General features: G+C 60.3%; 14 protein-coding genes and 1 other RNA gene. 9 read left to right on the top strand and 6 right to left on the bottom strand.

Going from position 1 to position 13124, the window contains the following annotated elements:
• The first annotated feature begins 147 nt into the window (after positions 1-147).
• Positions 148-294 (top strand): hypothetical protein, encoded by a 147-nt coding sequence (locus AABM54_RS25330; protein ID WP_347902626.1) that lies wholly within the window; start codon positions 148-150, stop codon positions 292-294.
• A gap of 36 nt (positions 295-330) precedes the next feature.
• Here the strand turns inward: AABM54_RS25330 and AABM54_RS25325 are convergent, their stop codons facing one another.
• The 4 genes from AABM54_RS25325 to AABM54_RS25310 all read right to left on the bottom strand — a co-directional run bounded on the left by AABM54_RS25325 (position 331) and on the right by AABM54_RS25310 (position 1756).
• Positions 331-936, bottom strand: coding sequence for a 5-formyltetrahydrofolate cyclo-ligase (locus AABM54_RS25325; protein ID WP_347906297.1), 606 nt, complete (start codon positions 934-936; stop codon positions 331-333).
• An 87-nt stretch (positions 937-1023) separates the two neighbouring features.
• Positions 1024-1202: non-coding RNA, 6S RNA (ssrS, locus tag AABM54_RS25320), on the bottom strand.
• A gap of 30 nt (positions 1203-1232) precedes the next feature.
• Positions 1233-1550: a cell division protein ZapA gene (locus AABM54_RS25315; protein ID WP_347902625.1), complete on the bottom strand. Its 318-nt coding sequence runs from the start codon at positions 1548-1550 to the stop codon at positions 1233-1235.
• Positions 1547-1756, bottom strand: coding sequence for a TIGR02449 family protein (locus AABM54_RS25310; RefSeq protein ID WP_347902624.1), 210 nt, complete (start codon positions 1754-1756; stop codon positions 1547-1549). The genes AABM54_RS25315 and AABM54_RS25310 overlap by 4 nt, the downstream gene beginning before the upstream one ends.
• 266 nt (positions 1757-2022) lie before the next feature.
• On the opposite strand from AABM54_RS25310, the gene AABM54_RS25305 reads away from it, so the two are divergent.
• The 8 genes from AABM54_RS25305 to gcvH all read left to right on the top strand — a co-directional run bounded on the left by AABM54_RS25305 (position 2023) and on the right by gcvH (position 11054).
• Entirely contained in the window at positions 2023-2580 is a 558-nt protein-coding gene (locus AABM54_RS25305; RefSeq protein ID WP_347902623.1) for a YecA family protein, read from the top strand.
• Positions 2581-2606: 26 nt separating this feature from the next.
• Positions 2607-3941, top strand: coding sequence for a Xaa-Pro aminopeptidase (pepP, locus tag AABM54_RS25300; protein WP_347902622.1), 1335 nt, complete (start codon positions 2607-2609; stop codon positions 3939-3941).
• On the top strand, positions 3938-5125 hold the full coding sequence (gene ubiH / locus AABM54_RS25295; protein WP_347902621.1) for a 2-octaprenyl-6-methoxyphenyl hydroxylase: 1188 nt from the start codon (positions 3938-3940) through the stop codon (positions 5123-5125). Before pepP ends, ubiH begins: the two co-directional genes overlap by 4 nt.
• Positions 5126-5240: 115 nt before the next feature.
• Positions 5241-6458, top strand: coding sequence for a 2-octaprenyl-3-methyl-6-methoxy-1,4-benzoquinol hydroxylase (locus tag AABM54_RS25290; RefSeq protein WP_347906296.1), 1218 nt, complete (start codon positions 5241-5243; stop codon positions 6456-6458).
• 221 nt (positions 6459-6679) lie between these two features.
• The gene (locus tag AABM54_RS25285; protein WP_347902620.1) at positions 6680-7681 is read left to right on the top strand and encodes an extracellular solute-binding protein; all 1002 of its coding nucleotides are present in this window, start codon (positions 6680-6682) and stop codon (positions 7679-7681) included.
• An 82-nt stretch (positions 7682-7763) separates the two neighbouring features.
• Positions 7764-9380, top strand: a complete 1617-nt coding sequence (locus AABM54_RS25280; RefSeq protein ID WP_347902619.1) for an iron ABC transporter permease — start codon at positions 7764-7766, stop codon at positions 9378-9380.
• A 155-nt stretch (positions 9381-9535) separates the two neighbouring features.
• On the top strand, positions 9536-10618 hold the full coding sequence (gene gcvT / locus AABM54_RS25275; protein ID WP_347902618.1) for a glycine cleavage system aminomethyltransferase GcvT: 1083 nt from the start codon (positions 9536-9538) through the stop codon (positions 10616-10618).
• 52 nt (positions 10619-10670) lie between these two features.
• Positions 10671-11054: a glycine cleavage system protein GcvH gene (gene gcvH, locus AABM54_RS25270; RefSeq protein WP_347902617.1), complete on the top strand. Its 384-nt coding sequence runs from the start codon at positions 10671-10673 to the stop codon at positions 11052-11054.
• A 176-nt stretch (positions 11055-11230) separates the two neighbouring features.
• Here gcvH and AABM54_RS25265 read toward each other — a convergent pair whose 3' ends face one another.
• Both AABM54_RS25265 and AABM54_RS25260 read right to left on the bottom strand, forming a co-directional pair.
• Complete coding sequence (locus AABM54_RS25265) at positions 11231-11926, bottom strand: hypothetical protein (RefSeq protein ID WP_347902616.1); 696 nt, start codon at positions 11924-11926, stop codon at positions 11231-11233.
• Between the two features lie 184 nt (positions 11927-12110).
• Positions 12111-12797 carry a hypothetical protein gene (locus AABM54_RS25260; RefSeq protein WP_347902615.1) on the bottom strand — a complete coding sequence of 229 codons (687 nt, stop codon included), beginning with the start codon at positions 12795-12797 and terminating at the stop codon, positions 12111-12113.
• Between the last annotated feature and the right edge of the window lie 327 nt (positions 12798-13124).

The following is a 13124-nucleotide window of genomic DNA, read 5'->3' as shown; positions in this document are numbered from 1 at the left end:
GCGACGAGTCATAGCCTGCTATGGCGAGGAGCAGCAACGCCGGGTATGGGTTTCTGGCGCAGAAGTTGACTAACAGAACCAGCCACACGAGCTGCCGGCGCGACCGTTGCTGTCATCGTGTGCAACATGCCTTGAGGGGGGCAATCGATGAAACGCAAACCGGATTTACTCTGGATTCTGGTGATTCTGTTCGGTTTGGGCGTCGTGACCACCGGTTATGCGCAGAGCCTGTGGGCCAGCAAAACCGATGCACCGATTGAAGTCGCGCAACAACAGCAACCTTTCAAACGCTGAACCACCGGTAAGCGACGTCGCTGAGCGCAGTGGCGTCTAGTCTGCGAAATACCACGCCTTGTCCGTCACCGTTCCCTGCAACGGGACATCCCAGCTCGCCTGAGCCAGTTTCTCGACCTTCTGACATTCATGGGCCAGCCCCAACAGCGTCGGCTTGCGCCAGGTTTTACGTCGCGCCAGATACGCCAGGCTGCGGTCGTAGAAACCGCCGCCCATCCCCAGTCGTCCGCCAACATCGTCAAACCCCACCAGCGGCAACAGCACCAGATCCAGGGTCCAGACCTTGCGTTGCTGTGCCCGGTTGACCCGTGGCTCAAGAATGCGGAAGCGGTTGGGGCGCAGTTTTTCGCCGGGGCGAACGCGCTGGAAGACCATTTTGGTGCGGGGCCAGGCACTGAGCACCGGCAGATAGGTGGCCTTGCCCCGACGCTGAGCGGCGCGCAGCAGCAGGCGCGGGTCGATTTCACCGTCGGTAGGCAGGTAGAGCGAGATATGTTTGGCGCGGCGAAACAGCGGTTGTTGCGCCAATTGCCGATACAGCCCGCGGGCGGCCTGGCGTTGTTCGCAGGGGCTTAGCGCGCGGCGGGCTTTGCGCAGCATGCGTCGAAGTTGCGGGCGGGAAAGCGGCGCAGGTTCGGTCATGGTCATGGGCTGTTCGCGTGTCGAAGGCATCAGGACGATGGCTTCGTAAAAAGCCGATGCCGGCAAGAACCGGCATCGGCTTGAATCAGGCTCCCCGGATGAACCGCTGTCAACTTAGCCCTTGAACCCGAAAGTTCAAGGTGGAAGAAGCAGTAGACCTTAAGGCTTTCCGTCTAGCGGACATGCACACCGGCCCAACGTGCAACTTCCAGGGTAGTGCGAATCGGCTCAGGGACATCGTCAACTGGCAAGCACCCCAGGGAGTGGCGCGAGTATACCGCAACCACCCCGAGGAATCAGCCCTTGCTGACATCCGGATCGGTGGCCAGCACCAGATCCACGCGTTCCAGCAGGTCGCGAACCTGCTCGCGGGTCGAACCGCTGGCCTGCACCTCAGGGCGTTCCTGGGTGTGCAGCAGGTCGTGAGTGATGTTCAGCGCGGCCATCACGGCGATGCGGTCGGCGCCGATGACTTTGCCGCTGCTGCGGATTTCGCGCATCTTGCCGTCCAGGTAACGGGCAGCACTCACCAGGTTGCTGCGCTCTTCCTGAGGGCAAATGATCGAATATTCTTTGTCGAGGATCTGCACGGTGACGCTATTGCTTGAACTCATGAGTCTTGCTCCAGGGCCTTGAGGCGCGAAATCATCGATTCGACCTTACGCCGGGCGATTTCGTTTTTTTCAATGAGGTGCGCGCGTTCCTCGCGCCAGGTTTTTTCCTGAGCTAGTAGGAGTCCGTTTTGGCTCTTAAGTTGCTCGACCCGGGTAATTAGCAACTCGAGTCTGGCCATCAGCGTTTGCAGGTCGGTGTCTTCCATTGTATCCACTGGATTGTGTCTGATGGGCGGTAGGCTCTGTAAGAAACTGCCTGCGCGTCGATCATGCTGCGTTATAAACAGGCTCGCAATGCTCATGTAGGACCCTGCACTGCGCGTACTCGCCTATTTCTGCCTTGCCTGATCGCCGTTCGGCGAGTTTCGTACAGACCCGACGGGGGACAGCCTTTAATAGTCTTGGCGAGTCTGTCGATGTAGGATACAAGGCCTTCATTCTAGACATAGCGCCGCTTGGCGCCTAGCTGCCCATGCCCATTCAGAATTCTCCGTACCAAGCCTTCGCCACCCTGCTGAGCACCAGCGGCCACCCTGTCTCGCCTGCCGAATTGCATGGCCTGTTGCTTGGCCGCAGTTGCGCCGGCGCAGGCTTTGAAGCCGACAGCTGGTTGGCCGATGCCGCCGAACTGCTCGAAGGCGAGCCACAAGACAACGTCCGCAACGCCTTGATCGGCCTGCAAGAGATGGTCAAGGGCGAACTGACCGGCGACGACATGACCGTCGTTCTGCTGTTGCCGACCGATGACGCGCCGCTCACCGAGCGTGCCGCCGCGCTGGGCCAGTGGTGCCAGGGCTTCCTCGCCGGTTTCGGCCTGACCTACCGCGACAATGCCCTGAGCACTGAAGCCACCGAGGTTTTGCAGGATCTGGCGGCCATCGCCCAGGTGCAAGATGCCCTGGAAGAGTCCGATGACGGCGAAAGCGACTATATGGAAGTCATGGAGTACCTGCGGGTCGCGCCATTGTTGCTGTTCACCGAGACCAAGAAGCCTGCTGAAGCGGCGGCTGCCAAACCGTCTCTGCACTGATCGTTCGAAGGGACGTCCGTCTGCCCATGATTCATATCCCGAAAGCGGAATACAGCCGTCGCCGCAAGGCCTTGATGGCGCAGATGGAGCCCAACAGCATCGCCATCCTGCCGGCCGCCGCGGTGGCGATCCGCAACCGCGACGTCGAGCATGTCTATCGCCAGGACAGCGACTTCCAGTACCTCAGCGGCTTCCCCGAGCCGCTGGCGGTCATCGTGTTGATGCCCGGCCGTGAACACGGCGAGTACGTGCTGTTCTGCCGCGAGCGTAATGCCGAGCGGGAACTGTGGGACGGCCTGCGTGCCGGCCAGGAAGGCGCGATCCGTGATTTTGGTGCGGACGACGCGTTTCCCATCACCGACATCGACGACATCCTGCCGGGCCTGATCGAAGGCCGCGACCGGGTGTATTCGGCCATGGGCAGCAACCCGGAATTCGACCGCCACCTGATGGAGTGGATCAACGTGATCCGCTCTAAAGCGCACCTTGGCGCCCAGCCACCGAACGAATTCGTTGCCCTGGATCATCTGCTGCACGACATGCGCCTGTATAAATCGGCGGCAGAAGTGAAGGTGATGCGCGAAGCCGCCCGGATTTCCGCCCAGGCCCACATTCGGGCCATGCAGGCCAGCCGTGCCGGTTTGCATGAGTTCAGCCTGGAAGCCGAACTCGACTACGAATTCCGCAAGGGCGGGGCGAAGATGCCAGCCTATGGGTCGATCGTCGCTTCGGGGCGCAACAGCTGCATCCTGCACTACCAGCAGAATGACGCGGTGCTCAAGGACGGTGACCTGGTGCTGATCGACGCCGGTTGCGAGATCGACTGCTACGCCAGCGACATTACCCGCACCTGGCCGGTCAATGGCAGGTACTCGCCGGAACAGAAGGCGATCTACGAACTGGTGTTGGCGTCGCAGGAAGCGGCTTTTGCCCAGATTGCACCGAACAAACACTGGAATCAGGCGCACGAGGCCACGGTCCAGGTGATTACCGCCGGGCTGGTCGAGCTCGGTTTGTTGCAGGGCAACGTCGCCGAGTTGATCGCCAGCGAAGCCTACAAGGCGTTTTATATGCACCGCGCCGGCCACTGGCTGGGCATGGATGTGCATGACGTCGGTGAGTACAAGGTCGGCGGCGAATGGCGCGTGCTGGAAGTCGGCATGGCGTTGACCGTCGAGCCGGGTATCTACATTGCCCCGGACAATCAGAACGTGGCGAAGAAATGGCGCGGCATTGGCGTGCGCATCGAGGATGACGTGGTGGTAACCAAAACGGGCTGTGAAATCCTGACCAACGGCGTACCGAGAACGGTCGCCGAAATCGAGGCCTTGATGGCCGCTGCGCGGACGTGCGCGGCATGAGTCGGGTCAATCTGGCGATTATCGGTGGCGGCCTCGTTGGCGCAAGCCTGGCGTTGGCGTTGCAGGCCGGGGCCAAGGCGCGCGGCTGGAAGATCGTGCTGATCGAACCGTTCGCCCCCGGCGACACTTACCAGCCAAGCTATGACGCGCGTTCTTCGGCGCTGTCCTTTGGCGCTCGGCAAATCTATCAACGGCTGGGCCTGTGGCAGGAAATCTCCCGCCGTGCCGAGCCGATCAAGCAGATTCACGTGTCCGACCGTGGGCGGTTTTCCACCGCGCGGCTGTCGGCCATGGAGGAGGGCGTGCCGGCCCTGGGCTACGTGGTGGAAAACGCCTGGCTGGGCCAATGCCTCTGGCAAGGTCTGGACAAGGACGTCATCAGCTGGCGCTGCCCGGCCGAGGTCACGCGCATGGAGCCGTTGGAAGACGGCTACCGCCTGACCCTCAACGATGAAACCACGCTGGAATGCGACCTCGCGGTGCTGGCCGATGGCGGCCGTTCGGGCTTGCGCGAGCAACTGGGCATCGGCGTGAAAAAGCGTCCGTACAACCAGAGTGCGCTGATCGCCAACATTACGCCGAGCGAAGCCCACAACGGCATGGCCTTCGAACGCTTCACCGATGACGGCCCGATGGCGTTGCTGCCGCTGCCGGAAAACCGCTGCGCACTAGTCTGGACCCGTCTGGGGATGGACGCGCAACGCTTGGCGGCGCTCGATGAACGCAGCTTTCTCAGCGAATTGCAGGGCGTGTTCGGGTATCGCCTCGGCACCCTCAAGCAAGTTGGTGCGCGACATTTGTATCCGTTGACGCTGGTTGAGGCCGAAGAACAGGTTCGCCCCCATCTGGCGGTGTTGGGCAATGCGGCGCATAGCCTGCACCCGATTGCCGGCCAGGGTTTCAACCTGTCGTTGCGCGATGCCCAGGCGTTGGCCGAGGCCTTGTTGGCCAGTGAAAAAACACCGGGCGACTTCGCCACTTTGCAGGCGTATCGCGAGCGTCAGCGCCTGGACCAAAACCTCACGGTCGGCTTCTCCGATCAAGTGACCCGTTTGTTCGGCAGCACTCAGCCGCTGGTGTCGCTGGGCCGCAACATCGGCCTGTTGGGGCTCGATCTGTTGCCGCCGGCCAAACGCTGGTTCGCCCGACAAGCCATGGGGCTGGGAACACGTCCCGATGCTTGAGTGGCTGGCGAACCCAGTCGAGATTCACGACGGCGCCGGCACCCTGGTGGCGCGGGTCGATAAAACCCTTTACGTGCGGCGCAAGCCGCAAGCGAGACAGGCTTAAAGCATGGAAATGCGCGCAGATCTGCTGATTGTCGGGGCCGGAATGGTCGGGAGCGCTCTGGCGCTGGCGTTGCAAGGCAGCGGCCTGGAAGTGCTGCTGATCGACGGCAGCCCGTTGAGTGTCAAACCCTTCGATGGCCAGGCGCCGTTCGAACCTCGGGTGAGCGCATTGTCGGCGGCCAGCCAGCGAATTCTCGAACGCCTGGGAGCGTGGGACGGCATTGCTGCCCGACGCAGCAGCCCTTACAACCAGATGCAAGTCTGGGACGGCAGTGGCACCGGGCAGATCCATTTCTCGGCGGCCAGCGTGCATGCCGATGCGCTGGGGCATATCGTCGAGAACCGAGTGGTTCAGGATGCCTTGCTGGATCGCTTGCACGACTGTGACTTGGGCATGCTCGCCAACGCCCGGCTGGAGCAGATGCGCCGTTCCGGCGACGATTGGCTGCTGACCCTGGCCGACGGCCGCACGTTGCGTGCGCCGCTGGTGATTGCCGCCGATGGCGCCAATTCGGCGGTGCGTCGCCTGACCGGCGTCGCGACCCGCGAGTGGGATTACCTGCACCACGCCATTGTCACCAGCGTGCGCAGCTCAAAGCCGCACCAGATGACGGCCTGGCAGCGTTTCACCGACACCGGTCCGCTGGCGTTCCTGCCCCTTGAGCGCGACGGCCAGCAAGACTGGTGCTCGATCGTCTGGTCGACCACCCCAACCGAAGCCGAACGCCTGATGGCGCTGGACGATGAAGGCTTTTGCCGTGAGCTGGAGCGCGCCTTCGAAGGATGCCTGGGCACGGTGCTGAGCGCCGACCCTCGGTTGTGCGTGCCGCTGCGTCAGCGTCACGCCAAACGTTATGTGGCCGAAGGCCTGGCGTTGATCGGCGACGCCGCCCACACCATTCACCCGCTGGCCGGGCAGGGCGTGAACCTGGGCTTTCTCGACGCGGCGGTGCTGGCTGAAGTGCTGCTGCAAGCCGCCAGCCGTGGCGAACGCCTGGCGGACGTGAAAGTCCTCAGCCGTTTCGAACGTCGACGCATGCCTCACAACCTGGCGTTGATGGCGGCGATGGAAGGCTTCGAGCGGTTGTTCCAGGCAGATCCGCTGCCGCTGCGCTGGTTGCGCAACACCGGGTTGAAGGTGATTGAGCAGATGCCCGAGGCCAAGGCGCTGTTTGTGCGTCAGGCATTGGGTTTGACCGGGGATCTGCCGGAACTGGCCAAGGCCTGAGATTTGCGTCGCCGCTGATGCCCTCATCGTGAGCAAGCTCGGTCCCACATTGGAATGCAATCCCCTGTGGGAGCGAGCTTGCTCGCGATGGCGGCGGCCCATTCACCATCAATCCCCGGCTGTGCAACATCTGGTAACTCCTCCGCGAACTGTTCGGTTGAGGTGGTAAATGTGAGTCCTTATCATTTGCCCTCATTTTCCTATTTCGAGAGTCCGCTCCCATGTTGGCACCGAAGCGTCTACTGACAGCCCTCGCACTGACCTTGATCGGCACCACCGCCCAGGCCGCCGACGAGGTGGTGGTCTACTCCTCGCGGATCGACGAGCTGATCAAGCCAGTCTTCGATGCCTACACCCAGAAGACCGGCGTGAAGGTGAAGTTCATCACCGACAAGGAAGCGCCGCTGATGCAGCGCATCAAGGCCGAAGGCGAGAACGCCACCGCCGACCTGCTGCTGACTGTCGATGCCGGCAACCTGTGGCAAGCCGAGCAAATGGGCATCCTGCAACCGTTCACCTCCAAGGTCATCGACACCAATATTCCGCTTCAGTACCGTGCGGCGTCCCACGCCTGGACCGGCCTGAGCCTGCGGGCGCGGACCATCGCCTATTCCACCGAGCGGGTAAAACCCGGTGAGTTGACCACTTACGAAGCCCTGGCCGACAAGCAGTGGGAAGGTCGCCTGTGCCTGCGCACGGCGAAGAAGGTCTACAACCAATCGCTGACCGCCACCCTGATCGAAACCCATGGCGCGGAAAAAACCGAAGCCATCGTCAAGGGCTGGGTGCGTAACCTGTCCACCGACGTGTTTTCCGACGACGTGGCGGTGCTGGAAGCGATCAACGCCGGGCAGTGTGACGTGGGCATCGTCAACACCTACTACTACGGTCGCCTGCACAAGCAGAAGCCGGACCTGGGGGTCAAACTGTTCTGGCCTAACCAGGCTGACCGTGGCGTACACGTGAACCTGTCGGGCATCGGCCTGACCAAACACGCGCCGCACCCGGAAGCGGCCAAGGCACTGGTGGAGTGGATGACCACCCCCGAAGCGCAGAAGATCTTCGCGGATGTGAACCAGGAGTTCCCGGCCAACCCGACCGTGCAGCCATCCGCTGAAGTGGCCGCGTGGGGCAAGTTCGTTGCCGACACCCTGCCGGTGGAAGTGGCGGGCAAGCGTCAGGCTGAAGCCATCCGCTTGATGGACCGCGCTGGCTGGAACTGAGCCCACTGTGGTGAGTGGCTTGCCACAGAATAGGGACCGACTGCAGATTTGGGTCGGCCCCAACATTGTCTAGAGAACTTCCTTGGCCCATCCCGCCCAACGCCGCTGGTATCCCCTGGTTTTCGCCGTCGCCGCCCTGGTGTTGCTGCCGCTGAGCGTGCTGCTGCTGTCGTGGCAGACCATCGACGCGCAGATCTGGTCGCACCTGTGGGACACCCAGATGCCGCGCCTGCTGGGCAACACCCTGACGCTGATCCTCGGCGTCGGTGTCGGTGTCACGCTGCTGGGCGTGAGCCTGGCGTGGCTGACCAGCCTCTGCGAGTTCCCCGGGCGGCGCTGGCTGGACTGGGCGCTGATGCTGCCGTTTGCGATCCCGGCCTATGTGCTGGCGTTTGTCTTCGTCGGGCTGCTGGATTTCGCCGGCCCCGTTCAGACCCTGCTGCGCGAATGGTTCGGCACGGGCCTGCGATTGCCCCGTGTGCGCTCCACCGCCGGGGTGATTCTGGTGTTGGTGCTGGTGTTCTATCCCTACGTCTACCTGTTGGCGCGCACCGCGTTTCTGGCGCAGGGCAAAGGCCTGATGGAAGCGGCGCGAGTCCTTGGGCAATCACCCTGGCAAGCATTCTGGCGCGTGGCGCTGCCCATGGCCCGCCCGGCTATCGGCGCCGGCGTGGCGTTGGCGTTGATGGAGACGCTGGCGGACTTCGGTGCGGTGTCGGTGTTCAACTTCGACACGTTCACCACGGCCATCTACAAGACCTGGTACGGCTTCTTCAGCCTGTCGAGCGCGGCGCAACTGGCCAGCCTGCTGTTGCTGGTGGTGATGCTGTTGCTCTACGGCGAACGGCGCGCCCGAGGCGCCAGCCGAGCGAGTAACGAGCGTCCACGGAGCAAGGCGTTGTATCACCTGCGCGGGTTCAAGGCGTTGGCCGCCACGAGCTGGTGTGGGCTGGTGTTTGCCTGTGCCTTCGTGATTCCGATGCTGCAACTGGTGGCGTGGTTCTGGCAGCGTGGGCGTTTCGACCTCGATGAACGTTACACCGGGCTGATCCTGCACACCTTGTACCTTGGCGGCATGGCGGCGCTGATCACGGTCAGTGTGGCGCTGTTGCTGGCGTTTGCCCGCCGACTGGCGCCGACCCGGGCCATTCGTTCCGGGGTCAGCCTGGCCAATATCGGCTACGCCTTGCCCGGCTCGGTGCTGGCGGTGTCGATCATGCTCGCGTTCAGTTACCTGGACCGCGAACTGGTGATTCCGCTGTCGGGCTGGCTCGGCGGCGCAGGCAAGCCGTTGCTGCTGGGCAGCCTGTCGGCGTTGCTGCTGGCGTACCTGGTGCGTTTCATCGCGGTGGCCTACGGGCCGCTGGAAAACAGCCTGGCGCGGATTCGGCCTTCATTGCCCGAAGCAGCACGCAGTCTGGGTGTCAGTGGGCCGCGACTGTTTTTCAAAGTGTATCTGCCGTTGCTGCTGCCCGGGACCTTGAGCGCCGGGTTGCTGGTGTTCGTCGATGTGCTCAAGGAAATGCCCGCGACCCTGCTGATGCGCCCGTTTGGCTGGGACACGCTGGCCGTGCGGATCTTCGAGATGACCAGCGAAGGCGAGTGGGCGCGGGCTTCGTTGCCAGCGCTGACCCTGGTGCTCGTCGGACTGTTGCCGGTCATCGGGTTGATCAGGCGGTCGGCCCGGCAAAGAGGTTAGGTGCCAGTCCTACACCTTGCGGCTACAATGCGCGGCATTCGGTGCGGTTCGTCTTTCAGACCAGGTAACTGAAATCGGCTGAGAGCCTTCTATTACAAGGCTTTCGGCGGTGCAGTGCCTGTCCGTACCTTCGCCACGCCCGGAAGGAGAAACCCATGGGACAGCGCACGCCTCTGTATGACCTTCATCTCGCACTCGGCGCGAAGATGGTCGATTTTGGCGGTTGGGATATGCCATTGCATTACGGCTCGCAGGTCGAGGAACACCATCAGGTGCGCCGCGATTGCGGGGTTTTCGATGTATCCCACATGACCGTGATCGACGTCAGCGGCCCCCAGGCCAAGGCCTGGCTTCAGCATTTACTGGCCAACGATGTCGAACGCCTGCACAGCCCCGGCCGTGCCTTGTACAGCACTATGCTCAACGAACGGGGCGGGGTGGTCGACGACATGATCGTCTACCGTCTCGCGGACGCCTACCGACTGGTGGTGAACGCCGCCACCCGTGATCAGGACATGGCCTGGATGCAGGCTCAGGTCGGCAACTATCAGGTGCACCTGCACGAGCGCAGCGAACTGGCGATGCTGGCGATCCAGGGCCCGCAGGCCCGGCACAAGATTGCCGAGCTGGTGAGCCAGTCTCGCGGCACGCTGATCCAGCACCTCAAACCCTTCGAAGGCCACAGCGACGGCGACTGGTTCATCGCACGCACCGGTTACACCGGCGAAGACGGTCTGGAAATCGCCCTGCCGGCCGATCAGGCCCCCGGTTTTTTCAACGACCTGGTGGGCGCCGGCATTTCACCGATTGGCCTCGGCGCTCGCGATACCTTGCGGCTGGAAGCCGGGATGAACCTGTACGGCCAGGACATCCATCAGGATGTTTCACCGTTGGCGTCCAACATGGCGTGGAGCATTGCCTGGGAGCCGGCCACGCGCCAGTTCATCGGCCGGGCGGCGCTGGAGGTCGAGCGGGCCGGTGGCGTGAAACACAAACTGGTCGGCCTGGTACTCGAAGAGCGTGGGGTTTTACGCGCCCATCAGGTGGTTCGCATCGCGGATGTTGGCGAAGGGGAGATCACCAGTGGTAGTTTCTCTCCTACGCTTAGCAAATCGATCGCCTTGGCGCGGGTGCCGATGGCGACCGCCGACCGGGCAGAAGTGGAAATTCGCGGTAAATGGTACCCGGTGCGGGTGGTCAAACCGACGTTCGTGCGTCATGGCAAAACCTTGATCTAACTTTTTCTGGCGGACCAATGACCGCTGACATTTCTTCTTGAGGACACAGAACATGAGCGATATCCCTGCCGACCTGCGTTTTGCCGAAAGTCATGAATGGGCCCGTCTGGAAGCCGACGGCACCGTGACAGTAGGGATCAGCGACCACGCTCAGGAAGCCCTGGGCGACGTGGTTTTTGTGGAGTTGACCGAAGTTGGCAACGTGTTCGAAGCAGGCTCTCAGGCGGGTGTGGTCGAGTCGGTCAAGGCCGCCTCCGATATCTACTCGCCAGTGGCCGGTGAAGTGATTGCCGTCAACGAAGACCTGAGCGGCTCCCCGGAATTGCTCAACACCGACCCGTACGGTGCGTGGATCTTCAAGTTGAAGCCATCGAACACCGCCGACCTTGAGAAGCTGCTCGACGCTGCAGGCTACAAGGCTGCCATCGGCGAGTGACGCCTGGCAGGGTCGACGTCGTCTCGATCAAGCCGTTGGCCGCATGGCTTCCTTTTTCTGGTTGCGGCGAACACCCCGAAACACCGTTTTTCCCTCTGGGATAAACGGTGTTTCAATCATCGTCGATAGCACTGTTGAAGCACTGTTTGGAAATTCTTCACGCGGTTGCGTACTTATTATGCAGCGCGCATTACGGCTCTCTTTACCCTGGCGTTAAGTTCGGATATTTCTGTATCGCTCAAACGTATGGCCGGTTCGCCTGCGACCCAGTTTCCGCTGTTGTTATAAGTAATGGTCTTGGTTTCGTCATCGTTTACGTCGACAATGATTGGGTTTGATACATTTCCCCGAATCAACGAGCCTAGCCCCTGAAAACTTCCGAACCATAACTGGAACTGGTTTTTGGGGGTCATGGTGGAGATGCCAACACTCATGGGTTCTGTACAGTTTGCCCAGATATTTTGGCCTGTCGAGTCCAGTAATATTTCATGGATGTCGGCGTCCAGTTGGTTGTCAATAATGATCTCTCCTGGGGTTCCATTGTTCTTGGGGGGTGAAAAAACACCGTACTGATTCAATGTCGTTGTTTGCCCTGTCTGGATCGCCAGGTTTTTGCCGCCGGAAGTGAAGGTGATATCACCTTCTTTTATCGGAGCGCTTGCGAAGTTGACCATGAAAGAGATAGTCGAAATATCAAAGATATTTTTATATTGGTAACTGGATTGGCCAGGGACGGACACAGGACCTTTGGCTAACCAGATTGCGGTAAAGCTGTCATTGACTTTCTTGGCCAGATAGAGGCTATAGTTGTTGGTTTTTTGTGCAACTAGTTGGAGTTCCTCAATATAAACGACGATTTGCTGGTTACTCATGGTAAATACCCCGTTACTCAAACAATCGGTTTTATGTCGCGATTGTGAGTCCGCCTGGTACCGCTTGATTACGGCGTCAACACCATCGGGATAAAACCCTGCAGACCAGGGATTTGCAGGGTTTTATCGGCTTGTGGAGCGTGACGTTTTCAGTAGTGCTCACGCTCCGTGCAGCAGGCCCCGCTTATGCGGCAGCCTTGAGCACTCTGGCGTGAAGCGCGGCGACTTCCGATTCCGACAGGCGCTTGGCGGGCTCGCCAGTGACCCATACCCCACTGTTGTTGTAGGTAATGGTCTTGACATCGCCATCGACCATGGTGACGACGGTAGGGTTAGACAAGTTGGTGGCGATGAGCGAGCCAGTGACCTGGATATTCCCGAACCACAGTTGGTATTGGCTGATGGGGGTGAGTGTGGCAGTACCAATATTCATGCCGCTCTGACGGTTCACCCAGAGGTTATTGCCATTGGCATCTTGCAAGATAGCGCGTGGATTTCCTTGTAATGCGTTTTTGATGACAACGTCTCCAGAGGCGCCATCATTTTTTGCGGGGGAAAATACACCGTTCTGGTCCAGTATGGTTGTTTGGCCGGTGCTGATACCCTGGCTTTTACCACCGGATGTAAAGGTGACTGCGCCGGAGGTGACCGGGTCGGTGGTGTAATTGACCATGAAAGAAGGCGTGGTAATGTCGAATACGTTTCTGTAGCCATAACTAGGGTTGTTGACAGTGGCAATAGGACCCTTTGATTGCCATACGACGGTAAAATCGTTGTTTACTTTTTTTGCCAGGTAGAGACTGTAGTTGTTATTTTTTTGTGCGATCAGTTGTTCTTCTTCGATGAAAACAACAATTTGTTGAGTGCTCATTTTTGAACTCCATTTCGAATCGGCAAGCGAAAGTTGTGTAGGTCATGTGTGCGTTTTTTGGGTCGCTCAATAACCCTCTGAAAACATAGCATGCGGTTTTTTTACTCATAGACCTATTGGCTATGATGCGCGCTTGCGAATGGCGATAGCTTTTTTTGCAAAAGCAGCAGGGCATTTCATTAATAGTTGATTAATCACCCGCTTGCTGGTGCTGCCGGAATGGAAGAGTGAAAGCAGAGTTTATTTGGCGTTCGGTGCTCACTTCCGATCTGTCGATATAGAGCAATTAGTCGTTGTACTTATCGCCTAAATAAAAACGCCCAATGC

The organism is Pseudomonas purpurea (assembly GCF_039908635.1).
GTDB classification, from domain to species: domain Bacteria; phylum Pseudomonadota; class Gammaproteobacteria; order Pseudomonadales; family Pseudomonadaceae; genus Aquipseudomonas; species Aquipseudomonas purpurea.
This window is presented reverse-complemented; position numbering and strand designations above follow the sequence as displayed.

What these genes read in the sequence shown, in the direction of transcription:
- AABM54_RS25285 (WP_347902620.1), top strand. Translation starts at nt 6,680, where the DNA reads ATGTTGGCACCGAAGCGTCTACTGACAGCCCTCGCACTGACCTTGATC.
- ubiH (WP_347902621.1), top strand. Translation starts at nt 3,938, where the DNA reads ATGAGTCGGGTCAATCTGGCGATTATCGGTGGCGGCCTCGTTGGCGCA.
- AABM54_RS25315 (WP_347902625.1), bottom strand. Translation starts at nt 1,550, where the DNA reads ATGAGTTCAAGCAATAGCGTCACCGTGCAGATCCTCGACAAAGAATAT.
- pepP (WP_347902622.1), top strand. Translation starts at nt 2,607, where the DNA reads ATGATTCATATCCCGAAAGCGGAATACAGCCGTCGCCGCAAGGCCTTG.
- AABM54_RS25305 (WP_347902623.1), top strand. Translation starts at nt 2,023, where the DNA reads ATGCCCATTCAGAATTCTCCGTACCAAGCCTTCGCCACCCTGCTGAGC.
- AABM54_RS25330 (WP_347902626.1), top strand. Translation starts at nt 148, where the DNA reads ATGAAACGCAAACCGGATTTACTCTGGATTCTGGTGATTCTGTTCGGT.
- AABM54_RS25310 (WP_347902624.1), bottom strand. Translation starts at nt 1,756, where the DNA reads ATGGAAGACACCGACCTGCAAACGCTGATGGCCAGACTCGAGTTGCTA.
- gcvT (WP_347902618.1), top strand. Translation starts at nt 9,536, where the DNA reads ATGGGACAGCGCACGCCTCTGTATGACCTTCATCTCGCACTCGGCGCG.
- AABM54_RS25290 (WP_347906296.1), top strand. Translation starts at nt 5,241, where the DNA reads ATGCGCGCAGATCTGCTGATTGTCGGGGCCGGAATGGTCGGGAGCGCT.
- gcvH (WP_347902617.1), top strand. Translation starts at nt 10,671, where the DNA reads ATGAGCGATATCCCTGCCGACCTGCGTTTTGCCGAAAGTCATGAATGG.
- AABM54_RS25325 (WP_347906297.1), bottom strand. Translation starts at nt 936, where the DNA reads ATGACCGAACCTGCGCCGCTTTCCCGCCCGCAACTTCGACGCATGCTG.
- AABM54_RS25265 (WP_347902616.1), bottom strand. Translation starts at nt 11,926, where the DNA reads ATGAGTAACCAGCAAATCGTCGTTTATATTGAGGAACTCCAACTAGTT.
- AABM54_RS25260 (WP_347902615.1), bottom strand. Translation starts at nt 12,797, where the DNA reads ATGAGCACTCAACAAATTGTTGTTTTCATCGAAGAAGAACAACTGATC.